Origin of the sequence: Sphingomonas lenta (assembly GCF_002288825.1) — a bacterium.
Taxonomy (GTDB): domain Bacteria; phylum Pseudomonadota; class Alphaproteobacteria; order Sphingomonadales; family Sphingomonadaceae; genus Sphingomonas; species Sphingomonas lenta.
In genome coordinates this window covers 254338-278975 of sequence record NZ_NSLI01000003.1, presented here as the reverse complement: position 1 = coordinate 278975, position 24638 = coordinate 254338, and the positions used below count along the sequence as shown (strand labels likewise).

Genomic DNA, 24638 nt, shown 5'->3' with positions numbered 1-24638 from the left:
TTCCCTCCCCCGTCGAGCCGTGGTCCGGCCGCTGTGATCGCCAGACCTGTATAGAAACAGAGTTCCGCATCGTGGTCAATACTGCGGTTTAGTCGGAAACCAGCCCGGTCGCGCGTCGTCCAGGTACGCGCCCTCGATCGCGTCCACCCGGTACCGCTCCAGCTTCTCGATGTCGGGATCGACGCCGAGCCCGGGCTCGAGCGGCACGTCAAAGGCGCCGTCCCTGAGCGCGACCGCGTTCGGCGCGACGTCGTCGGCGAGGTACGCCCGCTCCGTGTCGATCGCGAGCACCATGTTCGGGATGGATGCCGCGAGATGGACATAAGCGGCCTGCGAGATGGCGAGCTCGGCCCCGCTGTGCAGCGTCACCGGCAGGTTCGCTGCCTCGCAGAGCGCCGCCGACTTGACCGTCTGCCACAGCCCTCCCGCCTCATGCGGGTCCAGAAGCACCACGTCGGCCGCGTCCGCGCGCACCACCGCGGCCACGTCCTCGAGCGTGTACGCGCTCTCGTCCAACGCGATCGGGACGCTCGACCCGGCCCTCAGCGCCGCATGACCGGGAAGGTCGTCGAGGGGAAGCGGCTGCTCGACATAGGCGAGGTCGAGCGGAGCCATGCGCGCGAGCTGGCGCTTGGCGGTGGGGACGAACCAGGCGCCGTTCACGTCCGCGCGCAAGGGCAGGTCGCCGACCCTTTCGCGGACCGCCTCCAGCAGGGCGAGATCGCTGCGCTCGTCGAAGCCGATCTTGACCTTGAACGTGCCGTAGCCGCGGTCGAGGAACGCTTGCGCCTTGTCGGCGCACTCGGCGGGCGTCGGCAGAAAAAGGTAGGCGGAGGCCGGCACGCGGTCGCGCCACAGCCCGCCCCAGAGCGCGTGGAGCGGCAGCCCCGCGCGGCGGCCCAGCGCGTCCCACATCGCCATCTCCATGGCGGCCATCGCCATCACCGCGGCGCGCTTGTGGTGGTAGTAGCCGGCGCCCAGCACGTGCCGCCCGAAACGCTCGACCTGCGCGACGTCGTAGCCGACCGCGAGTCGCGCCACGACCCTCTCGAACACGGCCCGGACCGGCTCGATGAGGCAGATCGTCTCCCCCCACCCGACCACGCCGGCGTCGGTGTCGATCCTGACCACGAGGCGCGTGGCCCCCGTGCGGCGGCCGGACGCCCAGAGGATGTCCTCGCTGAACGGCATGCGCACCAGCCAGTGCTGCACGGCGGTTATCCTCATCGTCGATCTCCCTTGATGGAAACAGAGTTCCAGCATATAGACGAAGAGGACATAGTCGAGGGGGTAGACGGTGGCGGAGCCGCTGAACGACAATGGGGAGCATCGGGGGGAGCGAGCGGAGGACGCGCGCGGCGTCTCCGGGGCGCAGGCTCTCGCCAAGGCGTTCTCGCTCCTGAACATGGTCGCGGACGCGCCGCGGCCGCTGCGCTTCACGGAAATACTTCAGTACAGCGGGATGCCGCGGGGCTCGCTCCACCGCATCCTCCAGGCGCTCCAGGAGGCGCGCATGCTGAAGCTGGACGAGCGCGACCAGACCTATCGCCTCGGCAACCGCTTGTTCGAGATGGCGCACCGCGTCTGGAGCGAGTTCGACCTCAGGGGCGCCGCCGAACCCGAGCTCGAACGCCTGCGCGAGGCGGTCTCGGAGACGACCCGGCTGGGCCTGCTCGACGGCGAGGCCGTGCTCATCATCGACCAGCGCGAGTACCCGCGGCCGATGCGGCTGGGGAACGGGGTCGGCAGCAGGCTCTCCGCCCCGGCCAGCGCCATCGGCAAGGCGATCCTGGCCTATCTGCCGCCTAAGGACCTCAGGCTGTTCCTGAACGGCCGTCCGCTCGACGCGCTCACGCCCAACACCATCAGCAATCCCGACGAGCTCCAGCGCGAACTCGACCTGGTAAAGGCGCGCGGCTACGCCGTCTCCATCGAGGAGCAGTTCATCGGCGTGAGCGCGGTCGCCGCGCCCATCCTCGATCACCGCGGCGTGGCGCTCGGCGCGATCAGCATCACGGGCACCTCCAATCGGCTCACCGCCGAGCGCCTCCACACGCTCGGGCGCGACGTGATCGAGGCCGCGCGCAGGACGTCCGGAAACGTGGGTGAGACCTTCATGTCGATCGCTGCCGCCAACACACCGATCCGCGGCGTCGACGCGGCCCTATCCTGCGCCTTCCCGTCCGGCGCCTTTCTGGGCGAGGCGCCCGCCTGGCTGCCCGACCAGGACGCGCTGCTCTGGGTCGACATCCTCGCGCCTGCGATCAACGTGTCGACGCCCGCCAACGGCGGCACCCGCTCGGTCCGCACCCCCGAGCTCGTCAGCGCGGTCGTGCCGCGCCGCCGCGGAGGGTTCGTCGCGACGATGCAGGGCAGCATCCGCGGCATCGACCTGCATAGCGGCGACACCACGGACGTCGCGGTCCCGACCGACATGACGGGCCGCCGCTTCAACGACGCCAAGTGCGATCCCGCCGGACGCCTGTGGGCGGGCACGCTCGCGCTCGACGCGAGCCCCGGCCAGGGCACCCTGTACCGGCTCGACGTCGACGGCGCGCTCCATGCGGTCGAGCGCGGGTTCCACATCTGCAACGGGCTCGGCTGGAGCCCGGACGCGACGCGGTTCTACCTCGCGGACTCGGGCGCCGCGACGATCTTCGTCTACGACTACGATCTCGCGTCCGGCACGGTCGCGAACCGGCGCGCGCTCGTCGAGTGCGACGCGTCCCATGGCGTCCCCGACGGCCTGGCCGTGGATGAGGACGGATACCTCTGGGTCGCGATCTGGGACGGCTGGGAGGTGCGCCGCTACGCCCCCGACGGCTCGCTCGACCGCACGGTCGCCGTTCCTGTCCCGCGACCGACCAGCTGCGCGTTCGGCGGACCGGACCTCAGGACGCTGTACGTGACCAGCGCGCGCATCCGGCTGTCCGCGACCCAGCTCGCGGCCGCGCCGCTCTCGGGCAGCGTGTTCAGCATGGCGACCGACGTCGCCGGCGTGCCGGTCACGCCGTTCGCGGGCTGAGGGAAGTGGCGACCTACCCGTCGCTCGAGGGGCGCGCGGTGCTGGTCAGCGGCGGCGGCGGCGGGATCGGGGCCGCGATCGTCGAGGCCTTCGCGGCGCAGCGGGCACGCGTCGCGCTGGTCGATCGCGACGCCGCGGCCGCGGAGGAGCTGTGCCGGCAGGTCGAGGCCCGGACCGGCGTGAGGCCGTCGCCCGCGGTCGTCGACTTGGCGGACATCGACGGCGCGCTCCGCGAAGTCCGGCGGCTGGCGGCGGAGTTCGGCCCCTTCACCGTGCTGATCAACAACGCCGGCAACGACGAGGCCCACGCGTTCGGGACGGTGACGTCCGCCTACTTCGACGACCGCATCGCGGTGAACCTGCGGCACCAGTTCTTCCTGGCGCAGGAGCTCGCGCCCGCGATGGCCGCGGCCGGCGGCGGCTCGATCGTCAACCTCGGCTCGATCAGCTGGATGGTCGGGGCGCCGGGCGTACCCGTCTACGCCGCGGCCAAGGCGGCGGTGGAGGGTTTGACGCGCTCGCTGGCGCGGGAGCTCGGACCGAGGCGGATCCGGGTCAACTCGATCGCGCCGGGCTGGGTGCTGACCGAGCGCCAGCTCGCCAAGGGCGCCCGGGATCCGAAGAAGTTCGCCGACTACCTCGAGCGCCAGTGCATCAAGGAGCACCTCGCGCCGGTCGACGTGGCCGAGTTGGCCCTGTGGCTGGCGGCGGACGAGAGCCGCAGATGCACCGGCCACACCTGGTTCGTCGACGCGGGCGCGTCCTGATGTCCGTCCCGGCGGGCAACGGTCGAACCAAGTGCGCGCGAGGCTTGCCTTCCGACCCGCTCCAGACGCCAACTTCGTCGCGGGTTCGAAAAAGGCGCGGCTCGGTCCTGTCCCGGTGATCACCGGGCTTGCAGTGCTCCATCCGGTTGCAGCCATGATCGCAAGGCAACCCGCTTTTCCTGAGACGTGGGAGCGAATGCCGGCCGTTGTTCTTGGCTTGCTGAGTCTTTTGCGAAGCTGTGCACGAGAGCCGGTGGTTTTGTCGATGAATTAAGCGAAGCAACGGTGCGCTACTGGTCAGCCCCTCTCGATCGCAGGTTCGCCATCACCATCAAGGATGCGAACGGGCGGCGCTCCACGACCGAGTATGGCGGTGTTCCGGGAAGACGTTTGAAGGTGATGGACGCTGTTGGCAGGCTCCGACCCAAGCCGAGCTTTGGCTGAAGTCCGACAGGACGTCCGCTACGAGTGGAGAGTAGACGTCGCGAGCAGCGTTCATTCCACAAGTGCGGCCAAGCTTACTGCCGCATACCTAAGGACGTACGGCTTCTCGGCTGGCTCCCCAGTCGGCAAGGCATCACCGAAAAACGCGATATAGCAGTCGAACAAGCCGATCTCGTCATCAAGCCAGCAATGAACAACAACGCCGAACTCCGACATTAGGTGTTCGTCGCCGTTCCAATAGGCGTCGCGACGCACCCTCGTTCCTGGCGCGAGGTAGCGATCTTCCCCTGAGCCGATCTTCTCTGCCATTCTGTCGTCCCAGTATTCAGCCCGTGCGGACTTTATCGCAGACATCGAGAGGCCGCTATGGGTCTGAAGCGAACCCCGGCGCGAATAGCGGCTTGGGGTAGCTAGCGGGCCATCGGCCTCCTAGCGTTACGACCCATGCACGAACGAAACCGCTGGATCATGCACATCAAGTCGCTTCGTGAGGCGCACAACGCGAGCATCTTGGAGGCAGAGCGGATCGCGCTCGCTGACCTGGGCTGGCGACGCTGGGTCGAGCGTCAGATCAACTCGGACATGCGTTGCCGTCGCATGGCGCTCTCTCATCTACACCACAACGGCGAGGCGTCGCTGATCGAACGTAGTGGAGACGAACTGACGGTTCGCTAAAGGTTGGAAGCGGACTTCCGTGGCCCTCGATCGGGGTGAACGGGGAAGTCGAAGTCTCTCCGACGGCAGGAACCCACGATCCGACGTACAGCGCGCCGAGGGCTCTCCCCCAGAAGCGGACGTCCGTTCTTACCGGCTTAGGCAGAACTTGGCGGACGCCGCCGACGATGAAAAAGCATAGTCGGTGGAGCGAGGATCCGGCGTGAATGCGCGCTGATACGTCGCGAGCGGGCGTTCGCACCGTGTTCGTGATCTATGCATGGCGGCTGAGGACTCCCGGTCCTAACCCGGCCGCCGATCCTTAGCCTTCTACTGCACTGCACGCTCCGTTGCCGCCATTGCGGCCCGTGCTCGCGTCGTTCCGAGGAGCGGTGCTGCTGGAGATCCGCTCACAAGATGCCGCGTCTCCGCATGTGCGCGGAGTCGACGGCCGGTGCGGGTTCAGCCGATTCCTTGTGCCCGTGCCCAGGTGATGAACAGCTCTTTCCAACGCCTCGCGGGTTCTCCCGCCGGACCGGGAAGGTCGAGGCCGTGCCCGCCGGCGGTGAACAGATGCGTTTCGACGTCCACACCCGCCGCTCTGAGCGCGGCGCGCATCTCGACGCTGTTCTCGACCGGAACGATGGGGTCGTCCTCGGCATGGGCCAGGAAGAAGGGCGGCGTGGCGGCGGTGACGTTGTGCGCCGGCCCGTGCGCCCGCCGCGTCGCGGGCGAAGGGTCCGGTCCTAGCAGCATGTCGCGTGAGCCGGCGTGCGCGAGCGGCGAACTCATCGACTGGACGGCATAGATCGGCGCGGCGATCGCGGGTCGCGCGCTCAGCCGGTCGGCGGCATCGACGGGCTGGTAGAGGCTCGCGTCATGCCGAGTGGCCAAGTCGCCGCAGACATGGCCGCCGGCGGAGAAGCCGAGCGCGCCCACCCTGGCCGGGTCGAAGCCGTATCGCGCCGCGCGCGACCGGATCAGCCGCATGGCGCGCTGCGCGTCGGCCAGCGGTACGTCCGCCCGGTTCGCCCAGCCCTCGCCCGGCAGGCGGTAGTACAGCACGAAAACGGTCCAGCCGCGCGCGCTGAGCCAGGGGCCGACTTGATAGCCCTCGGCGTCGATGACGATGACCGAATAGCCGCCGCCGGGCGTCACCAACAACGCTCCGCCGTTCGGCCTGGCGGGCCGGAACACTTTCATGCGCGGACGGACGATGCCCTTGACCATGCGTCCGGGATGCTGGGCGCTGCCGGTCTCGATCACCTGTTCTCTGGGCAGGACCGATGGGGCGCCGGGCGGGATGCCGGGCCACAGATCGATCTCCTCGGCCGGATAGGCGGGCCAGCTGCCGGGTTCCGCGGCGTGGACGGCCGGGCTCGGCAAGGCTGCACCGGCTCCGGCGAGCAGCATGTCGCGGCGGCTCAACATGGGCGTTCCTCTCCTCCTGGTCGGGCGTCGTCGCCCGCGGGCACGACAGGGCGCATCGGAACCGCCGTCGCGGGTCGGTCACCGTCCGAACGAGCCGCTGCTCGACGGGGGTGTTAGGGCTGGGCCGGACCGAGATGCCCATGCATCCCGATCCAGCGCACGAAGGCGTCGAACCAGCCGGTGCTGGTGGTCGTCTTCGGGTACATGCCGAACCCGTGCCCGCCCTGCTCGTACAGGTGGAACTCGACCGGCCGCCTGGCTCGCCTCCAGCTCTCGACCAAGCCGAACCCGCCGTCGCCGAACAGGGGATCGTCGGCGGCCAGCGCTACGAACAAAGGCGGCGCGTCCGACCGCACCGCCGTCGGCGCGAGCGGGCCGTAGATGTTGCCGATGAATGCCGGCCTGGCGTCCGACGCGGAAAGCGCCGTCGCCACCGTCAGCATGGCCCCGGCGGAGAAGCCCAGCATCCCGATCCGGTCGGGATCGATGTTCCACTGCGGTGCCCGCGCCCGGACGAGCGCGAAGGCGGCGCGCGCGTCGGCGACCTGCGCAGCCAAGCCCGCGGCCGGATCGCCCGAGGAGGTCCGGGACGCGCGGGGCGCGCCGGAGAACATGCGTCGCATCGACTCCTCGAACCCGGCCATGTCGGCCGGCGTCTGGTTGAGCCGGTATTTCAGCACGAACGCCGCGACGCCCTTTGCGGCCAGGGCTCGCGCAACGTTCCAGCCCTCATTCTCCATCGACAGGGTGCGGAAGCCGCCGCCGGGCGCGACGATCACCGCCGCACCCGTCGCCCTGGCCCGGTCGGGCGGGAACGGCGTGAGCGTCGCCACCGTCACGTTGCGGGCGAACACGCTCCCATATTGGCGATGCCAGGACTCCTGCGCGATCACGCCCGGCAAGGGGCCGGTGTTCAGCGCGATCGCCCCCGGCTGCGCGGGCGTCGCGATCGGCGTCATGCGGTCGTCCTGCGCGCATGCCGGCGCGGAAAGGCCGGCCGCGGCGATCGCGAACGCCGCGAGCAGCGTGGCCGCCCGGCGCGGCGGGCGCGGGACGGACCGGGTTCGCGACATCATGCTCATGGTGGATCTCCCGGTCACGAGGCGTGTCTCTATCGCGTCGGTGGAGCGGGGTTGCGAGCGCTTCGCTACCTGACCTGCACCACCGCGATCGACTTCGCCGGCAGATCGAAATGGAGCTGCCCGCCGGATGCGCGACCGCTGAACGGCCGCGGCGCCACCCGGTCGGGATCGGCGAAGCCGTTATGGGCGTCGACCGCCGTCCCGGTGAGGATCCGACCCTGCGCGCTGCGGGCCGGCACGCCCGCGACGGAGGCGCTGAAGCGGGCCGGGCGGTTCGGGTCGACGTTGGTGAGCGCCAGCCACAGCCCGCCCGACGCGTCGCGGGCGGCGACGGCGTCGACGCGCGGCACCTCGACGTCGCCGAAGCGGTAGCTGCCGGCTTCGAAGCTCACCGGAACGACGGTCGCACCCTGGAACGGGACGTACATGTGGTACACGTGATAGGTCGGCGTCAGCACCATGCGGGGGCCGTCCGTCAGGATCATGGCCTGGAGCACGTTCACCATCTGCGCGATGTTGGTGCCGCGCACCCTGTCGGCGTTGCGCATGAAGATGTTGAGGTTCAGCGCGGCGATGATCGCGTCGCGAAGCGTGTTCTGCTGCTGGAGGAAGCCGGGATTGCTGCCGGGGTTGGGATCGACCCAGATGCCCCACTCGTCCACGTACAGGCCGAGCTTCTTTTCGGGATCGTAGCGGTCCATGATCGCGCTCTGCTTGCCGATCCAGTCCTTCATCTGAAGGGTGGCCTTGATCCCCTTGGCATATTGGTCCTCGCCGAAGCCGACGCTCGGACCTTTGCGCTCCCAGCTGTTCGGGATCGTGTAGGCGTGCAGCGACACGCCTTCGATGTCCCAGCTCCACACCTTGCCCTTCCAGGCCTTCATCACCTCTTCGGTGTAGTCGCTGTTGCCGCTGTCCCATCCGACGGCGACCCGCTTCATCGCGTTCGCGCCGGTCTGGGCCGGGTCGAGGTTGCGTGAGTAATGCGCGTACCGCTTCATCTCCTCGACGTAATGCGTCGCGGACATGGCGCCGCCGCAGCCCCAATTCTCGTTGCCGAGCCCGAGATACTTGACCTTGTACGGTGCCCGGCGGCCGTTGCGCGCGCGCTCCTGCGCCAGCGCGGTGGGCTTGTCAGCGGTCAGATACTCCATCCAGTCGGCCGCCTCCTGGACGGTGCCCGAACCGATGTTGACGGACAGGAAGACCTCGGCGCCCAGCTGCTCGGCGAAGTCGAAGAACTCGTGCGTGCCGAACGTGTTGGGCTCGATCACGCCGCCCCAGCTCGCGTTCAGGCGGGCGGGCCGCTCGGCGGCCGGCCCGATGCCTTCGCGCCAGTGATACTCGTCGGCGAAGCAGCCGCCGGGCCAGCGGACATTGGGAACCTTGATGGCGCGCAGCGCCTGGACGACGTCGCTGCGTATGCCCCGTATGTTCGGTATCGCCGAGTTCGGCCCAACCCACACGCCTTCGTAGATGCCGGTGCCGAGATGCTCGGCGAACTGGCCGAAGATGTCGCGCTCGATCTTGGCCCCGGGCTGGTCCGCGCGGACGCTGAGCCGGACCGCGGGGGAAGCGTTGGTCTGGGCAGGCGCCACCGCCGGCTGGAGGAGCAGCGCCAGACCGGTCAGCCACGTAGCGACTCTTCTGGGTTTCGCGTCCATCTTCATCCTCCCCACGCCATTTCTCCGGCCGTGTAGGGCCGCAGCCGCTGTGCATTCGTACGGACCCAGCCCATTGTGAGCGCTACCACCGATTTGTCCAGTGGAAAGGCGGACGCTTGGATCCGGCGGTCAGCATAGCTCGCCCCGCACGGTCCTGCGAAGTATCCGCCTCGTCGGCGGAGGCCCGGATGCGGACGTTCGGTCCCGCTTGGGGCGACCCTGAAACCGGACGCTCGTTCACGCGTACCGACTCGCTCCGCTGCATCTTCGCGGGCGCCGAGCGCGTGCGCGACGAGACGCGGGCCACCTACGCCGAGAAGTTCGGCCCGCGCATCCTGGAAGGCTGCGGCGCGACCGAGGCCGTGCCCGTCATCGCGGTGAACACCCATGCACTTCCAGGCCGGCAGCGTCGGCCGCCTCATGCCCGGCGTAGAGGCGCGGGTCGAGCCCGTGCCCGGCATCGACTTGGGGGGGCTTGGGGGCGGCCGCCTCCACGTCAGCGGCCCCGATATCGTGGCCGGCCACCTCAAGGCCGACGCGCCCGGCCTGCTGCAACCGCCCGAGGGCGGCCGGCACGACACGGGCGACATCGTGACGACCGACGAGGCCGGCTTCGTCACGATCCGCGGCCGCGCCGAGCGCTTCGCCGAGATCGGCGGCGAGATGGTGTCGCTCCCCGCCGTCGAGGGCTACGCCTCGCGCGCCTGGCCCGGCCATCAGCACGCGGTCGTGACTCGCCCCGATTCGCGAAAAGGCGAGCAGCTCGTGCTGTTCACCACCAGGCGCGACGCCGATGCGCCGAGCTTGCAGGCGTGGGGCCGCGCAAACGGCGTCACCGAGCTGATGCCGCCGCGCGACATACGTGTGACGGACGCGCCGCCGGTGCTCGGCACGGGCAAGCCGGACTATGTCGCCATGGGTCGGATCGCTTGCGCGACCGCGGTCGGGCCCGATGTAAACGAGGCGGCGAGGATGGCGTGACCGGCGGACGCGTCGAAGCCTAGCGTCGATAGCTCCCACCAGAAGATGCTCCCGACATCGGTTCCGACGCGTGACCGGGTGCGAACCGCGCTACGCCGACCGGTCGATCGGCCCAACGTTCGCGGGCCGGCGCTCGTGACGCGTCAGGCCCCGACCGCCCCCGACCACGTATTTGGACCGAAGCAATCTCCACTTGTGAACGTTATCAACTTGTGCTGAAAAGGCCGGGTGGAAACGCCGGAACGCGTTCCGCGCGGGAGAGGAGATGGCGGCGCGACCGATGTCGGGCGGCCGCCGATGGCCGATGCGGCCGCTCGCCTCTCCAGCGGAACCGGGCCCGGCAAGAAGCGCAAGGGGAGGACGGAAGGTCATGAGGAACATCAAGCACGCGGCTACGCTGCTCGCGAGCAGCGCCCTGGCGTCGCCGGCCTTCGCGCAGGACGTGTCGCCGCCCACGAACGAGCCGCCCGTCGAGGCCGGCGCGCCCAGCGAGCAGACGCAGGACGGCGCGCCCGTCACCGGCGAGGGGACGGACATCGTCGTCACCGGCATCCGCGCGAGCCAGGCGCGCGCGATCGACATCAAGCGCAACTCGGACGCGATTGTCGACGCCATCTCCGCGCAGGACATCGGCAAGCTGCCCGACGTCACCATCGTCGACTCGATCCAGCGCATCCCGGGCGTCCAGATCCAGCGCTCCGCCGGCGAAGGTGCCACCGCCAACATCCGCGGCCTGCCCCAGGTGGTCACGCTCCTGAACGGAGAGCAGTACCTCTCCCCCGCCAATCTCGGCACCGCGCAACCCAACCTCAACGACATCCCCGCGCAGCTGCTCGGCGGCGTGGTCGTGTACAAGTCGCAGGACCTGCGCAACGCCGTGTCCGGCGTGTCGGGCACGATCGACCTGCGCACGCGCCGCCCGTTCGACTTCCAGGACGGCCTCACCCTGTCCGGCCAGGCGGAGTACCATACGGGCGAGGACACGCGACAGGACGACTACCTCGTCAGTGGCCTCGCCAGCTACCGCCGCGGCCGGTTCGGCGCGCTGGTGACGGCGGCGTACAGCGACTTCACGCTCGGCAACAACTATGCCGGCTTCGGCGGCGGGCAGTTTCTCAACAACGACTGGGGCGGCAACGGCCCCAACTGGGTGGCGCCGCACGGCTATGAGACGTTCCATCGCGAGGTGGAGCGCCAGCGCCTCGGCGTGTCCGGCGCCGTGCAGTGGGAGGTCGACGACGGCGTCACGCTGACCGGCGAAGGCTTCTACACCCGCTTCATCGAGCACGACCTGCGCGCGGGCATGAACATCTCCAACCGCTGGACGGGCCTGGGCTGGACCAACCCCACCAGCTTCAACGACACCGGCCTCCCCGGGCGGCCGAACGGCCAGACCGTGTACGACGTGGACGCCTACGCGCTCGATGCATGGTGGGTGAACTCCTTCTCCATCAACCGCTCGATCAAGTCGGAGTCGAAGAACTTCAACCTGGCGCTCGATTGGGACAAGGGCGGGCCGTTCACCTTCTCGGTCCGCGGCATCTACGCCGACGCCGACTATCTCAATACCAACGGGCAGGTGCAGGGCGACCTGTCCAACTGGCGGCAGAGCACGGCCGACGGATCGACCGACCACACGTTCACGCTGTTCCGCAACTCGGCCGACCCGACGCGCGGTCCCTTCTACCCGGCCAACATCGCGTCCCAGTACGCCGGGCGCTTCACCAACGGGGTGGTGGGCTCGCGCGGCGGCCGCTACGTCGACCCCAACCCGCTCGGCTACGCACGCGATCCCCAGCTGAACATCGACGTCTCCGGCCGCAACAGCATCGTGTGGAGCGGGTTCGACCGGCCGATCGGCGGCGGCCTCGGCCCCAACGCGACCCTACGCGACTATATGGCGAACCTGAACAGCTACACGGTCGCCGCCTATTCGTCGGAGGGCAACAACCGCAACAAGTCCGACATCTACGCCTTCCGCTTCGACGGCGCATACGACTATTCAAAGGAAGGCGAGCTCGCCGGCGGCTTCATCAAGCGCGTCGACATCGGCGCGCGCGCCAGCCGCCGCAGGACGGAGATCTCCGTCTACCATCTCTTCTCGCGGCTCTACGCCGGGAACGGCGCGTCCGACCCGAACGGCTGCGCCGTGCAGTGGAAGGCGATCGACGTCGTCCTCGACAATTTCGCCGGCTGCACGGCGGGCGAGCAGGTGCCCAATCCCAGCTTCAACCCCGCCCTGCCGGTCAGCGCGACCAACCCGCAAACGGTGTTCCAGGGCTACACCGCCAACCGCCCGACCAACCTCGCGGCGAACAATAACACCTACTTCCTCGAGGATTTCGGCTCGGTCACCAAGGGGTTCCCAGGCGTGTGGGTCGCCGATCCGCGCGACTTCAACGATCCGCTGGCCTTCCAGGAGCGCGTCTTCGGCAACGCCTTCCCGGTGATCATCCCGGGCTCGACCTATGACGTGAACTTCTACGAGCAGATGGGCTACGCCAACCTCAACATGGAGTTCGGCCCGGACATCGTCGCCAACGCCGGCATCAAGATGATCCGCACCAAGCTCAAGGTGCGCCAGAACGTCACCGGCCCGACCATCCCCTATGGCGACACCAACGAGGATCTCGGCGACTTCTTCGACGACCGGACGTACATCGATTTCCTGCCGACGGTGAACGTCCAGTGGAACGTCACCGACAATCTGAGGCTGCGCGCCGCGTTCGCCGAGACGATGATCCCGCTCGATCTGGGCAACTACGGCGGCGGCCTCACCATCGCCACCAACGACTCGCCCGGCGGCCCGGGCCGCGCCCCGATCGGCGTGCGCGAGGCGACCAGCGCCAACTCGAGCGGCAACCCGAACCTGAACCCCTGGCGTTCGAAGAACTACGACTTGGCTGTCGAGTATTATGTGGGCCGCGCCTCGTTGCTCAACGTCGGCGCGTTCCGGCTCGACATCGACAGCTTTGTCACCACGCAGACGCTCAACGACGGCGCATTCCCGGACAGCGACGGCGTGATCCGCCGCACCAACCTGCCCTTCACTCGCCCGATCCAGGGTGAGGGCGGCAAGGTCCAGGGCGTCGAGGTCGCGGCCAAGCTGGCGTTGAGCGACTTTCTCCAGACGGACAGCTTCGTCCGCAACTTCGGCCTGGACGCTAACTACACCTATGCGGACAGCTCGCGGGGCGATGCGGACGTGCAGCGGAACGGGGATGACTTCCCGTTCTTCGACAACTCCAAGCACATCTACAACGCCGCGCTCTTCTACGACGACGGGCGGCTCCAGGCTCGCATCGCCTATAACCGGCGCAGCCCGCGCCTGACGGGCCAGGTGCAGGACATACCGATCTTCCAGGACACGACGGAGTATGTCGACGCGAACATCACCTTTGCGGTGACGCCCAACATCTCGGTCTACGCGAACGGGTCCAACATCTTCGGCGAGATCGAGCGTTACTACTACCAGTTCGACAACGACGCGCGGCAGCTGAGCCACCTCAACGAGTTCGAGCCGCGCTACTCGGCCGGCGTCCGGTTCCGCTTCTGATCCTCTCCCCCTGGCCGGCGGCGTGCGCAGTACCGCCGGCCGTTTTTTCCGAACCGTCGATGGGATAGGCTGGGTGCGGCGGGAGGAAGCATGATTGAACGATCGCCCGACCGGGTGCGCGAACTGGTGATCGTCGGCGGCGGCACCGCCGGCTGGATGGCCGCGGCCGCGTTCGCCAGGCACTTCGTCGGCACGGGTCTCAAGATCACGCTGGTCGAGTCGAGCGGGATCGGCACGATCGGCGTCGGCGAGGCGACGATCCCGACGATCCGCCGCTTCTACGCCAAGCTCGGCATGACCGACCAGAGCGTCATGCAGGCGACAGGCGCCACCGCCAAGCTCGGCATCCTGTTCCAGGACTGGCATCGCGTCGGCGAAGGCTTCATCCACCCCTTCGGCCTGTACGGCCAGGATTACGGCGACGTCGCCTTCCACCACCTCTGGCTTCGCCGCCGCATGGAGGGCGACCCCCGCCCGATCACCGAATACTCGCTGGGCGCCAGCCTGGCCGAGCACGGCCGCATGGCGCTGCCCCAGCCCAATCCGCCCACCCCGCTCGCGGTGTACGACTGGGCGATCCACCTCGACGCCTCGCTCTTCGCCAAGCACCTGCGCTCCTACGCCGAAGCGTCGGGAGTCGAGCGGATCGACGCCGTCGTAGCCGAGGTCGAGCCGGGTCCGGCCGGCGTCGCCGCGTTGCGCCTCGCGGACGGCCGCCGGGTCGAGGGCGACCTGTTCATCGACTGCACCGGCTTCCGCTCCATGCTCCTGGGCGAGGCGATGGGCGTCGGCTTCGAGGACTGGCGCGAGTGGCTGCCCTGCGACGCCGCCATCGCCGTGCAGACGGGGAACGCCGCCGCCGACCCGCCGCCCTACACCCGCGCCCACGCGAAAAGCGCCGGCTGGCAGTGGCGCATCCCGCTCCGCCACCGCGCAGGCAACGGCCTCGTCTATTCGAGCGCGCTGATGAGCGAGGACGAGGCCACCGCCACGCTCATGGCCGACCTGCCCGGCGAGCCGCTGATCGAGCCGCGCCGCATCCCCTTCCGCTCGGGCCGCCGCACGCAGGCTTGGCGCGGCAACGTCGTGGCGCTCGGCCTGGCCTCGGGCTTCCTCGAACCGCTCGAGTCCACCAGCATCGCCCTGATCGAGACGGGCATCGAACGGCTCAAGGAGCTCTTCCCCGACCGCGACATGGCCCCCGCCCTCGCCGACGAGTTCAACGACGCCACCGCGCGCGAGATGGAGCGCGTGCGCGACTTCATCATCCTCCACTACAAGCTTACCCGCCGCGACGACACGCCCTTCTGGCGGCATTGCCAGGCCATGCCCGTGCCCGAGACGCTCCGACGCAAGATGGCGCTGTGGGACGCGCGCGGCGAGTTCGTCCGCTATCGTTGGGAGATGTTCCACCCCGCCAGCTGGCTCGCCATGTACACGGGCTTCGACCGCCTGCCCGCGAGCATCAACCCCGCCGTGGCCGGCGCGGACATGGGCCGCGTCTCGGGCGCGCTCGACCGCATGCGCGCGAGCGTCGCCGACGCCGTGCGCCGCACCCCCACCCACGCGCAGTTTCTCCAGACGCTCGATCGATGACCAACCGCCCCGCCCCCTTACGCAGCATCTGCATCGTCGGCGGCGGCACCGCCGGCTGGATCGCCGCCGCCATGATCGCGCACCTCCACCCGGAGATCGCGGTGGAGCTGGTCGAGTCCGACGACATCGGCACGATCGGCGTGGGCGAGAGCACCATCCCGCCTTTCCTCCAGCTCATCGCCAAGCTGGGCGTCAGCGAGAGCGAGTTCGTCCGCGAGTGCCAGGCCAGCTTCAAGCTCGGCATCGAGTTCCGCGACTGGCTGCGGCTCGGGCACAGCTATTTCCATCCCTTCGGCGCGATCGGCATGCCGATCGAGGGCGACTTCTACCAGCTATGGCTCCGCGCCGCGCACGGCGGCTACCGGCGCCAGCTCCAGGACTTCGCGCCGGCCAGCGTCATGGCGCGCGAGGGCCGCTTCGTCCTGCCCCACGCCGCGCGGCGCACACCGGTCGGCGGCGCGGCCTACGCGCTCCACGTCGACGCCAAGCGCGTGGCCCGGTTCCTGCGCCGTTTCGCCGAGGCGCGCGGCGTCCGGCGCACCGAGGGGATCGTCACCGACGTCGCGACGCGCCCCGACGGCGCGGTCGACCGCCTGATCCTGAAGGACGGCCGCACCGTTTCGGCGGAGTTCTTCATCGACTGCTCGGGCTTCCGCGCGCTCCTGATCGGCAAGACGCTGGGCGTCGGCTACACCGACTGGTCGCACTGGCTCCTCTGCGACCGCGCGATCGCGGTGCAGACGGAGAATGTCGGCCCGCCCCCGCCCTATACGCTCGCCCATGCGCAAGCGGCGGGCTGGCGCTGGCGCATCCCGCTCCAGCACCGCACCGGCAACGGCCACGTCTTCTCAAGCCGCCACATGAGCGACGACGAGGCGACCGCGCGCCTGCTCGACCAGGTGGAAGGCGAGCTCGTGACCGATCCCATGCCCGTCCCCTTCCGCACGGGCGTCCGCGACCGGATCTGGAACGGCAACGTCCTCAGCATAGGCCTGAGCTCCGGCTTCATCGAGCCGCTCGAATCGACCGCGATCCACCTCATCTACCGCGGCATGGAGTTCTTCTTCCGCTTCATGCCCGACCTCGCCTTCGCGCCCGAGCTGCAGGCCGAGTATAACCGCCGGATGACCGCGGACTATGAGGAGATCCGCGACTTTATCATCCTCCACTATTGCACCACCGAGCGCGACGACACGCCCTTCTGGCGCGAGTGCGCGGCCATGGAGCTTCCGCCCACGCTCGCCGCCAAGCTAGCCCTGTTCCGCGTCAACGGCACGCTTGCGGACGGCGTCGACGAGCTGTTCCGTGCGGTCAGCTGGCAATCGGTGATGGACGGCATGGGCGTGCGCCCGCGCACCCACCACCCGACGCTCGACCGGCTTCCCGCCCCCGACCTGCCCGGCGAGCTCGACCGCGCGGCCGACAGCCTCGCCCGCGCCGTCGGCCAGCTGCCCCCGCACGGCCGCTTCATCGCCGAGAACTGCGCCGCGCCCATACCCTGATCCGCCCGTCTTGCGTCCGGCGGCGCTCCGCTGGCAGACATGTCCCGAAAGGAACTCCCGTGCCCACGCGTGCCCGGACCGTCACCATCAAGCACGTCGCAGCCGAAGCCGGCGTTTCGCTGCAAACGGTTTCACGCGTCATCAACGACGGCCCCAACGTCCGCGACGCGGTGAAGGAGCGCGTGCGCGAGGCGATCACCAGGCTCGGTTACGTCCCCAGCATCGCCGCGCGGCGCATGGGCGGGTCGCGCTCCTACCTGCTGCTCGCGCTCAACGACCGCGACCGCACCATCGAGGGCTGGCGCAGCGGCGACGGCACCGATTGGGTCGACCAGATGCTCCTGGGCGGCATGCTCGAATGCGCCGAGCACGACTACCGCATGATCTTCGAGCTGGTCGACACGCACAGCGCGCATGTCGAGCGCGAGATCAGCTCCGCGCTCTCCGCGCTGCACCCCGACGGCGTGATCCTGACGCCGCCGCACGGCGACAACCCGGAAATTACGGAGTTGCTGACGAGCAAAGGCATCCCCTTCGCCCGCATCGGTTCGACCGGCGAAGGCCCCGGTTTCGCCATCTCCATGGACGATTCCCGCGCCGCCGCCGCGGCGACCGAGCATCTGCTGGGCCTGGGCCACCACCGCATCGGCTTCATCACCGGCAGCGAGGAGTACGCGCTGAGCGCCGCGCGCCTCGACGGCTATCGGGCGGCGGTGCGCGCGGGCGGCGCGGTCGAGCGTCCGGACCTGGTCGCACCCGGCGACTTCACCTTCGCGTCCGGCCTCGCCGCGACGCGCCGGCTGCTCGCGCTCCCGGAACCGCCGACGGCGATCCTGGCGAGCAGCGACCAGATGGCGCTGGCGGCGCTGGAGGTCGCGCGCGGGGCCGGGCTCGACGTGCCGGGCGACCTGTCGATCGTCAGCTTCGACGACACCCCCATCGTGAAGTTCAGCGCGCCGTCCTTGACCGCCATCCGCCAGCCCATCGCCGCGATGACGGCGCGCGCGGCCGAGCTGCTGATCCGCGCCACCACGGGCGAGGCGGTCGGCGACGAGCCGAGCGTGCTCCCCTTCGATCTGATCGTTCGTGGATCCACGGCCCCGCCGCGCCGCTGAGCCGGGCGACCGTTTCCTCCTGCTGTTCGCGCTCGCGAACGCGGGCGGCGTCGTCGCCTACGCGCCCTTCCTGACGCTGCTGCTGCCCGTCAAGCTGGCCGCGATCGCGGGCGAGGCGCGGATCGAATGGTTGGGCGCGGCGACGCTGGCGGGCGCGGGCGCCGCGAGCCTCTCCAACCTGCTCGTCGGCTGGGCCAGCGACGTGGTGGGCACGCGCCGCGCCTGGGCGGCGGCGGGCCTGTGCCTCACGCTCGCGAGCTACGCGTTGCTGCACGCCGCCGCGTCGCCGCTGGAGATCGTCGCCGCCGTCGCCGCCTACCAGCTCGCGCTCAACGCCCTGCTCGCGCCGCTCGCCGCCTGGGCGGCCGACGAGGTGCCCGACCGGCGCAAGGGTCTGCTCGGCGGCCTGCTCGGCGCAGGGCCGCCCGCGGGCGCGCTCGCGGGCGTGGCCGCCACCCTGCCGGGCCTGCCGACGGAGGCGGCGCGGCTGGGCGTGGTCTGCGCGATCGTGTTCGCGCTGACCGCGCCCCTGCTCCTGCTCCGGACGCCGGCTTACCCGGACCAGCCGCTGGCGGAACCTGCTCCGCGACGGACCGCGGCCAGACGCGATTTCGCGCTGCTGTGGCTCGCGCGGTTGCTGGTGCAGGTCGCGGGCAACGTGATGTTCGGTTTCCTGCTCTACTATTTCCAGACCCTGCCCGACGCCCCGTCGGAAGCGGGCGTGGCGCGCTTGTCCGCGCTGGCCTTGGCGCTCGCCTTTCCGATCGCACTCGCCGCCGGGCGCATCTCCGACCGGCTCGGTCCGCGCAAGCCCTTCCTCCTCGCCGCCGCCGCGGCGACTGCGCTGGGTCTGGCGCTCATGGCGGCGAGCGCGACGCAGCTTCCCGCCGCGATCGGCTATGCGCTGTTCGGTTGCGGCGGCGCCGTGTTCCTGGCGCTCCACTCGGGTTACGCCATGCAGCTCCTCCCCACGCCCGGACGACGCGGCCGCGACCTGGGGCTGCTCAACCTCGCCAACACGTTGCCCGCCATCGTCGCGCCGCTGCTCGCGATCTCCCTGGTGCCGGGCCGCGGCTTCGGCCCGCTCCTCGCCCTCCTGGCGGCGCTGATCGTCGTCGCGGGCGCCTGCGTCGCTCTCGTCCGGCGAGATGCGCCAAGGCGCTTGAAGTAGCGGCGAAGCTGCGGCACAACGGCTCTTGATAACGTTCACAAGATTGGGAGGGGAATAATGTCCCGTCGTCTGGGCCTGCTGATCGCGCTCGCCGCGAGCGCCGCGCACCTGCCCGCATCGGGCCAGAGCGGCTCGACCGCCAACCCCGCACTCTGGCCCGCCGCGAGCAGTCCCGACACGCTCAGCGATCCCGCGACCGAGAAGCGCATCGACGCGCTCCTCGCGCGCATGAGCGTCGAGCAGAAGGTCGGCCAGGTGATCCAGGCGGACATCTCGGCCATCACCCCGGCCGACCTCGCCCGCCACCCGCTCGGGTCCATCCTCGCGGGCGGAAACTCCGGGCCGAACGGCAACGAGCGCGCGAGCCCGCAGGAATGGCGTGCGATGGTCCAGGCGTTCCGCGACGCGTCGACCAAAACGGGTGTCGGCATACCGATCATCTTCGGCGTCGACGCGGTGCACGGTCACAACAACGTACCGGGCGCGACGGTCTTTCCGCACAATATCGGCTTGGGCGCGGCGCGCGATCCGGCGCTGGTGCGGCGCATCGGCGAGGCGACGGCGGCCGAGGTCGCAGCGACGGGCATCGAATGGACCTTCGCCCCCACGCTCGCCGTGCCGCAGGACACGCGCTGGGGCCGCACCTACGAGGGCTATGCCCAAGACCCTGCCCTGGTCGCGCGCTACGCCGGCGAGATGACGCTGGGTCTGCAAGGCCCGCTCGCCGCCGGTAAGCCGGTCGCGCCCGATCGCGTCGCCGCGTCCATCAAGCACTTCCTCGCCGACGGCGGTACGCGCGGCGGCAAGGACCAGGGCGACGCCATCCTGCCCGAAGCCGAGCTCGTCCGCCTCCACGCCCAGGGCTATCCGCGCGGGATCGAAGCGGGCGCGCTCACCGTCATGGCGAGCTTCTCCAGCTGGAACGGCACCAAGCACCACGGCAACAAGTCGCTGCTGACCGACGTGCTGAAAGAACGGATGGGCTTCGACGGCCTGATCGTCGGCGACTGGAACGCGCACGGCCAGATCCCCGGCTGCACCACGACCGACTGCCCCGCTGCGATCAACGCAGGCCTCGACCTATACATGGCGCCCGACAGCTGGAAGGGTCTGTTCGACAGCCTCGTCGCGCAGGTGAAGGCAGGCAAGGTGCCGATGGCGCGCCTCAACGACGCGGTGCGCCGCAACCTGCGCGTCAAGGTGAAGCTGGGGCTGCTCGACGGCGGCCGTAGACCGGTCGACGTGTCGGTGATCGGCTCCGCGCCGCACCGGGCGCTCGCGCGCGAGGCGGTGGCGAAGTCGCTCGTGCTGCTCAAGAACAACGGCGGCGTCCTGCCGATCAAGCCGGGCGCGCGCGTGCTCGTTGCAGGCGACGGCGCGGACAACCTGACCAAGCAGGCGGGCGGTTGGACGGTCACCTGGCAGGGCACGGGCACGACGCCCGCCGACTTCCCCGGCGCGCAGTCGATCTACGCCGGCCTATCGGAGGCGATCCGCGCCGCGGGCGGCACCGCCACGCTCAGCGCCGACGGCAAGTACGCCGACAAGCCGGACGTGGCGATCGTCGTCTACGGCGAAGACCCTTACGCCGAGTTCCAGGGCGACGTGCCCACGCTCGACTATCAGCCCGCAGGCGCGACCGACCTCGCGCTCCTGAAGCGGCTCAAGGCGGCGGGGGTCCCGGTCGTGTCCGTGTTCCTGTCGGGCCGCCCGCTCTGGACCAACCCCGAGCTGAACGCGTCCGACGCGTTCGTCGCGGCCTGGCTGCCGGGGTCGGAGGGGGGCGGCGTCGCCGACGTGCTGGTGGCCGGCCGCGACGGGCGCCCACGCCGCGACTTCAGCGGCAAGCTCTCCTTCGCTTGGCCCGCGACGGCCGCCGCGCCCGTCACGAACCCGCTCTGGCCCTATGGACACGGCCTAACCTACGCCGACCGGCGGACCGTTCCCGCGCTGCCCGAAGCGCCGGGGATCGACGTCGCCGCGGCGCTCAACGTCGACCGTTACTTCGACGCGGGCCGTGCGCTGGCGCCCTGGACGCTGACGCTGGCCGACGCGGGCGGCGCGCGTCCCGTCGCCGCGCCTGCGGAGGCGAGCCCAGCGGGCGCGGTCTCCGCCCGCGCGGTCGATCTCCGCGCGCAGGAGGACGCCCGTCGGCTCGTCTGGACCGGCAAGGGCCAGGGCGCCGTCACGATCGACGGCCCCGCCGCCGACCTCACGCGCCAGCTGACGGGCGCCTTCTCGCTCGCGATCGACTGGCGCGTCGACGCCGCCCCGACCGCGCCGGTGTCGGTGGCTTTGGGCGGTCGCGCGCTCGACCTGACCTCGGCGATCAAGACGGTGCCGCTCGGGAGACCGACGACGTTACACATACCGCTACGCTGCTTCGCCTCCGCAGGCGCGAACCTCGCAAGGGTCGGAACACCTTTGTCCATCGCCACCGCCGGCTCGTTCACGGCGACATTGGCGCGTGTGCGGCTAGAACCTTCAACTCTATCCGATGCCTGCCCGGCTCCGGCGAAGTAGGGAAGGCTCTCGAACAAACGACTCTGGCCGACCGGCCTCAGCATGGCGTGACGCTCGTCCGCATAGCCGTCGCGTCGACTCTCGGCCGTGAACAAGCGGCCGCCTGCTACGTCCGCCGCCTACAAGCGGCCGTTCCGCTCTCCAGCGGTAGCGGACGTTCCGCTCTGGCGAAGGCGGGCTTGTGGCGCGCGACCGAGATCGAACGCCCTCCTCCTCACCGCCCCCGCAGCTCGTAATCGATGCGGATGCGCACCCATTCGCCGACCTTGGGCATGCCGCCCAGCCGCGGCGGGCGGACGCGGAACTGCCAGGCGGCCGCCAGCACCGCGCGCGCGATGTTGGAGCCTTGCGGGTACTCGCCCACCGCCACGCAGTCCTCCACGCGGTAGTCGGCGACCGTGCGGCACGCGATCAGCCCCCATCCCGGCCCGCGCGACGTCGACAGGTAGCCGCGCAGCTCCTCCGGATAGGGCTCGCGGTACCAGGACGCCGCGTAGAGCGGTTCGCCGTTCGGCCCCGTCCCGTCCACGCGCGGCGTGTCCGCGCCCATCGCGCCGCCGACGTTCGGCGGTCCCGCCACGGCGCGGCGCGGCGGCGCGATCGCGGACGGGCGCGCGGCCCCGCGCGCGATGTCGGCCGCCGCCATCTGCTCGCGCGTGAGGAGGATGACGGGCGCGGGAAGCGAGGTGGGCGGCGCAGGCGTGGGCACGGGCGGCGGCGGCGCGGGCTCGGGGACCGACACCGCCGGCGTGTTGGCGGGCGCATCGGCGGGCTCCGATACCGGTTCGAGCGCGGCGCGCTCGTCCGCGGGCCGCGCCTCGTCGGGCGGCGTCGGCGCCTCGGCCGGCACGGCCTCCTCGCGGTCGCGGCTGAAGGCGAACACGGTCGTCCGCTCCTCCTTCTCGTCGCCCGACAGGCGCGGCGCGATCGTCAGGAGCAGCAGCACCAGCGCCGCCTCCGTCAGAAGCGCCAGCGCCGCGCCCGCCGCCCGTCGCCCCCCGGACCGGCGCAGCCGCTCGACCCACGCGGCGCGCCACCGCTCGACCGGGCGGCGCGGGGCGGGAGGAGGCATCGGCTGGGGCAAGAGCGGTCGGCCTCGCGGTCGGAGCGGCGTCGTCCCCATGCCACGCGCGCGGCCGGGGCGCGAACGGTCCGGCGAAAATTTTTTTCGCGGACGCGTGAACCGATGCGCCGATCGCGCGTTTGGGGGTTTGCTGATGCTCTAATCCCCCCCCCCCCCCCGCGAGCGTCGGCCCTTCAGCGCCCTGCCGTCCCCCCGGCGGGGCGCTTCTCATTCGGGGACCTTACGCCCGCCCCCGCCCGCGCCCATCTCGACGCCTCCATGGATCCCGCCCGCCTGCTCGGCCGCCTCCTCGACCCACTCGCGCGCGCGATGCTGGAGGGACCGGGCGTGCCCGCCTTCGACTTCGCGCGGCCGCCGGGCGAGCCGGCGCTGGTCGACGCCCGTTCCGTCTCCTGGCGCGTGTTCCGCAACCCGGTGGCGCTGTTCACGGGCGGCGTCGCCGCGGTGATCCTGGAGCTCGCCGAACCCGCGGTGCGCGCGGGCGTGTGGGACCATTCCAGCTTCCGCACCGACCCCGTCGGCCGCCTCCGGCGCACGGGGCTCGCCGCCATGGCCACCGTCTACGGCGCGCGCTCGGCCGCGGAGGCGATGATCGCGGGCGTCCGCCGCGCGCACGAACGCGTGACGGGCGTCACGGCCGCGGGCCTGCCCTATCGCGCCGACGATCCCGAGCTGCTCCGCTGGGTGCAGGCGACCGCCGTCTGGGGCTTCGCCGGCGCCTACCACGCCTATGCCGCGCCGCTCGCGCCGCCCGACCTCTCGCGCGCCTTCGCCGAGGGCGCGCCCGCCGCACGTCTCTACGGCGTGCCCGACCCGCCGCGGTCGCTCGCCGATTGGGAGGCGCTGCTCGCGCGAGCCGCGCCGCGGCTCGAGCCGTCGCCCGTGCTCGGGGAGTTCCTCGGCCTGATGCGCGGCGCCCCCGTGCTGCCGCGCCCGCTGCGGCCCGTGCAGCGGCTGATGGTGCGCGGCGCGGTGGCGCTGGTTCCCGAGCCGCTGCGCGCGCATCTCCGGCTGGGCCGCGGCTTTCGCGCGTCGGAGGCGGCGCTGCTCCGGCGTTTCGGCGCGCTGGCCGAGCGCGTGGACTTCCCCTCCGGCCCGCCCGCCCGGGCGCTGCGCCGCCTCGGGCTCCCGCCCGACTTCTTCACCGCGGCGCGGTCGCCCAACGCAGCACGGAGCCCAACCCCAGCGCCCCCAGCCTGACCGCCGCCGCCCGGCCGGGCGGCAGCTTCAGCCCGTGCATCCGCTTGGCCCAGGGCGGCAGCAGGTCCACGCCCGCGCGCAGCAGCACGCCGTTCACCGGCGCGGTGAGCAGGCTGGGCGAAGGCTGGGCCAGCATGAGCCGCGACACCTCGCGCGTGCGCGCGTCGGCGCGGAGCTCGGGCCGCACGTTGCGCAGGTGGCGGGCGAGCGCGTCGCGCGTCTCCGGGACGTCTTCGGCCCCCAGCATGCGCGCCAGCCGCGCCTGCTCGGCCAGGTAGCGGTCCTGCTCCGCCCCCGTCATCCGCGGGTCGCGGTAGCGCAGGTGCGCGCGGAGGAAGCAGTCGACCTCGCATGCGTGCACCCAGCGGAGCAGCGCGGGCTCGTCCGCGGCGTAGGGGGTATCGTCGGGCAGGACGCCCCGCACCGACGCGTGGATGCGCCGGACCCGCGCCACCGCCGCCTCCACCTGCGCGCTCGATCCATAGGTCGCCACGCCCACGAACCTGGCAGTGCGCCGCAGCCGCCCCGCCATGTCGCGACGCCAGTCCGAATGGTCCCAAACGCCCGCCAGCGCCTGGGGATGTAGCATCTGCATCAGCAACGCCGCCACACCCCCGATCAGCATGGACGCGAAGTCGCCGTGCACGCGCCAGCTCGCCGAACCCGGCCCGAACAGCCCATGGTCGCCGTCCGCGAACGCCACGTCGTCCGCGCCGAGCATCGCCTCCGTCCGCCGCGCGATCGCGCCGCGCAGGGTGTGGGGCCGGGGCGAAGCCATGCCCGCTCGTAGCGCCCGCGCGGGCGTCCGCGCAACCGCGGCGGCGCTCGCCCGTTCACCCGGGC

The 24638-nt window shown here is 70.8% G+C and carries 18 protein-coding genes; 11 read left to right on the top strand and 7 right to left on the bottom strand.

Going from position 1 to position 24638, the window contains the following annotated elements; translation table 11 throughout:
• Nucleotides 1-75: 75 nt before the first annotated feature.
• Nucleotides 76-1227: a mandelate racemase/muconate lactonizing enzyme family protein gene (locus CKY28_RS08660; RefSeq protein WP_176473024.1), complete on the bottom strand. Its 1152-nt coding sequence runs from the start codon at nt 1225-1227 to the stop codon at nt 76-78.
• A gap of 70 nt (nt 1228-1297) precedes the next feature.
• On the opposite strand from CKY28_RS08660, the gene CKY28_RS08655 reads away from it, so the two are divergent.
• Together CKY28_RS08655 and CKY28_RS08650 are read left to right on the top strand one after the other, a co-directional pair.
• Nucleotides 1298-3025 carry an SMP-30/gluconolactonase/LRE family protein gene (locus CKY28_RS08655; RefSeq protein WP_095997945.1) on the top strand — a complete coding sequence of 576 codons (1728 nt, stop codon included), beginning with the start codon at nt 1298-1300 and terminating at the stop codon, nt 3023-3025.
• A 5-nt stretch (nt 3026-3030) separates the two neighbouring features.
• On the top strand, nt 3031-3792 hold the full coding sequence (locus tag CKY28_RS08650) for an SDR family NAD(P)-dependent oxidoreductase (RefSeq protein WP_245841732.1): 762 nt from the start codon (nt 3031-3033) through the stop codon (nt 3790-3792).
• 495 nt (nt 3793-4287) lie between these two features.
• Here the strand turns inward: CKY28_RS08650 and CKY28_RS08645 are convergent, their stop codons facing one another.
• Complete coding sequence (locus CKY28_RS08645; RefSeq protein WP_095997943.1) at nt 4288-4545, bottom strand: hypothetical protein; 258 nt, start codon at nt 4543-4545, stop codon at nt 4288-4290.
• Between the two features lie 135 nt (nt 4546-4680).
• Here CKY28_RS08645 and CKY28_RS08640 point away from each other — a divergent pair, with 135 nt between their 5' ends.
• Nucleotides 4681-4911 carry a hypothetical protein gene (locus tag CKY28_RS08640; RefSeq protein WP_095997942.1) on the top strand — a complete coding sequence of 77 codons (231 nt, stop codon included), beginning with the start codon at nt 4681-4683 and terminating at the stop codon, nt 4909-4911.
• A 441-nt stretch (nt 4912-5352) separates the two neighbouring features.
• On the opposite strand, the gene CKY28_RS08635 is transcribed toward CKY28_RS08640, so the two are convergent.
• From CKY28_RS08635 to CKY28_RS08625, 3 genes are all read right to left on the bottom strand, one after another.
• Nucleotides 5353-6321: an alpha/beta hydrolase gene (locus CKY28_RS08635; RefSeq protein ID WP_095997941.1), complete on the bottom strand. Its 969-nt coding sequence runs from the start codon at nt 6319-6321 to the stop codon at nt 5353-5355.
• A gap of 113 nt (nt 6322-6434) precedes the next feature.
• A complete protein-coding gene (locus CKY28_RS08630; protein ID WP_095997940.1) occupies nt 6435-7403 on the bottom strand; it encodes an alpha/beta hydrolase in 969 nt (322 codons plus the stop codon).
• A 65-nt stretch (nt 7404-7468) separates the two neighbouring features.
• Nucleotides 7469-9067: an alpha-N-arabinofuranosidase gene (locus tag CKY28_RS08625; protein WP_095997939.1), complete on the bottom strand. Its 1599-nt coding sequence runs from the start codon at nt 9065-9067 to the stop codon at nt 7469-7471.
• 387 nt (nt 9068-9454) lie between these two features.
• On the opposite strand from CKY28_RS08625, the gene CKY28_RS19080 reads away from it, so the two are divergent.
• The 7 genes from CKY28_RS19080 (at nt 9455) to CKY28_RS08590 (ending at nt 21511) form a co-directional block, all read left to right on the top strand.
• Nucleotides 9455-10048, top strand: a complete 594-nt coding sequence (locus tag CKY28_RS19080; protein WP_245841730.1) for a hypothetical protein — start codon at nt 9455-9457, stop codon at nt 10046-10048.
• A 370-nt stretch (nt 10049-10418) separates the two neighbouring features.
• Nucleotides 10419-13604, top strand: coding sequence for a TonB-dependent receptor (locus CKY28_RS08615; protein WP_095997938.1), 3186 nt, complete (start codon nt 10419-10421; stop codon nt 13602-13604).
• A 90-nt stretch (nt 13605-13694) separates the two neighbouring features.
• Nucleotides 13695-15200, top strand: coding sequence for a tryptophan halogenase family protein (locus CKY28_RS08610; protein ID WP_095997937.1), 1506 nt, complete (start codon nt 13695-13697; stop codon nt 15198-15200).
• Nucleotides 15197-16702 carry a tryptophan halogenase family protein gene (locus tag CKY28_RS08605; RefSeq protein ID WP_095997936.1) on the top strand — a complete coding sequence of 502 codons (1506 nt, stop codon included), beginning with the start codon at nt 15197-15199 and terminating at the stop codon, nt 16700-16702. The genes CKY28_RS08610 and CKY28_RS08605 overlap by 4 nt, the downstream gene beginning before the upstream one ends.
• Before the next feature lie 59 nt (nt 16703-16761).
• Complete coding sequence (locus CKY28_RS08600) at nt 16762-17817, top strand: LacI family DNA-binding transcriptional regulator (RefSeq protein WP_095997935.1); 1056 nt, start codon at nt 16762-16764, stop codon at nt 17815-17817.
• Nucleotides 17789-18988, top strand: coding sequence for an MFS transporter (locus CKY28_RS08595; RefSeq protein WP_095997934.1), 1200 nt, complete (start codon nt 17789-17791; stop codon nt 18986-18988). Before CKY28_RS08600 ends, CKY28_RS08595 begins: the two co-directional genes overlap by 29 nt.
• A gap of 57 nt (nt 18989-19045) precedes the next feature.
• Nucleotides 19046-21511, top strand: coding sequence for a glycoside hydrolase family 3 protein (locus tag CKY28_RS08590; RefSeq protein ID WP_095997933.1), 2466 nt, complete (start codon nt 19046-19048; stop codon nt 21509-21511).
• Between the two features lie 214 nt (nt 21512-21725).
• On the opposite strand, the gene CKY28_RS08585 is transcribed toward CKY28_RS08590, so the two are convergent.
• Nucleotides 21726-22583: a hypothetical protein gene (locus CKY28_RS08585; RefSeq protein ID WP_095997932.1), complete on the bottom strand. Its 858-nt coding sequence runs from the start codon at nt 22581-22583 to the stop codon at nt 21726-21728.
• Nucleotides 22584-22853: 270 nt separating this feature from the next.
• On the opposite strand from CKY28_RS08585, the gene CKY28_RS08580 reads away from it, so the two are divergent.
• The gene (locus CKY28_RS08580) at nt 22854-23795 is read left to right on the top strand and encodes an oxygenase MpaB family protein (RefSeq protein WP_217989573.1); all 942 of its coding nucleotides are present in this window, start codon (nt 22854-22856) and stop codon (nt 23793-23795) included.
• On the opposite strand, the gene CKY28_RS08575 is transcribed toward CKY28_RS08580, so the two are convergent.
• A complete protein-coding gene (locus CKY28_RS08575) occupies nt 23737-24573 on the bottom strand; it encodes an oxygenase MpaB family protein (RefSeq protein WP_245841728.1) in 837 nt (278 codons plus the stop codon). The genes CKY28_RS08580 and CKY28_RS08575 overlap by 59 nt on opposite strands.
• Nucleotides 24574-24638 lie beyond the last annotated feature (65 nt).

Bases quoted from the DNA above. Each gene is read 5' to 3' on its own strand.
- CKY28_RS08615 (WP_095997938.1), top strand. From the start codon at position 10,419: ATGAGGAACATCAAGCACGCGGCTACGCTGCTCGCGAGCAGCGCCCTG.
- CKY28_RS08625 (WP_095997939.1), bottom strand. From the start codon at position 9,067: ATGGACGCGAAACCCAGAAGAGTCGCTACGTGGCTGACCGGTCTGGCG.
- CKY28_RS08575 (WP_245841728.1), bottom strand. From the start codon at position 24,573: ATGGCTTCGCCCCGGCCCCACACCCTGCGCGGCGCGATCGCGCGGCGG.
- CKY28_RS08610 (WP_095997937.1), top strand. From the start codon at position 13,695: ATGATTGAACGATCGCCCGACCGGGTGCGCGAACTGGTGATCGTCGGC.
- CKY28_RS08585 (WP_095997932.1), bottom strand. From the start codon at position 22,583: ATGCCTCCTCCCGCCCCGCGCCGCCCGGTCGAGCGGTGGCGCGCCGCG.
- CKY28_RS08640 (WP_095997942.1), top strand. From the start codon at position 4,681: ATGCACGAACGAAACCGCTGGATCATGCACATCAAGTCGCTTCGTGAG.
- CKY28_RS08590 (WP_095997933.1), top strand. From the start codon at position 19,046: ATGTCCCGTCGTCTGGGCCTGCTGATCGCGCTCGCCGCGAGCGCCGCG.
- CKY28_RS08580 (WP_217989573.1), top strand. From the start codon at position 22,854: ATGGATCCCGCCCGCCTGCTCGGCCGCCTCCTCGACCCACTCGCGCGC.
- CKY28_RS08605 (WP_095997936.1), top strand. From the start codon at position 15,197: ATGACCAACCGCCCCGCCCCCTTACGCAGCATCTGCATCGTCGGCGGC.
- CKY28_RS08660 (WP_176473024.1), bottom strand. From the start codon at position 1,227: ATGAGGATAACCGCCGTGCAGCACTGGCTGGTGCGCATGCCGTTCAGC.
- CKY28_RS19080 (WP_245841730.1), top strand. From the start codon at position 9,455: ATGCACTTCCAGGCCGGCAGCGTCGGCCGCCTCATGCCCGGCGTAGAG.
- CKY28_RS08645 (WP_095997943.1), bottom strand. From the start codon at position 4,545: ATGGCAGAGAAGATCGGCTCAGGGGAAGATCGCTACCTCGCGCCAGGA.
- CKY28_RS08635 (WP_095997941.1), bottom strand. From the start codon at position 6,321: ATGTTGAGCCGCCGCGACATGCTGCTCGCCGGAGCCGGTGCAGCCTTG.
- CKY28_RS08630 (WP_095997940.1), bottom strand. From the start codon at position 7,403: ATGAGCATGATGTCGCGAACCCGGTCCGTCCCGCGCCCGCCGCGCCGG.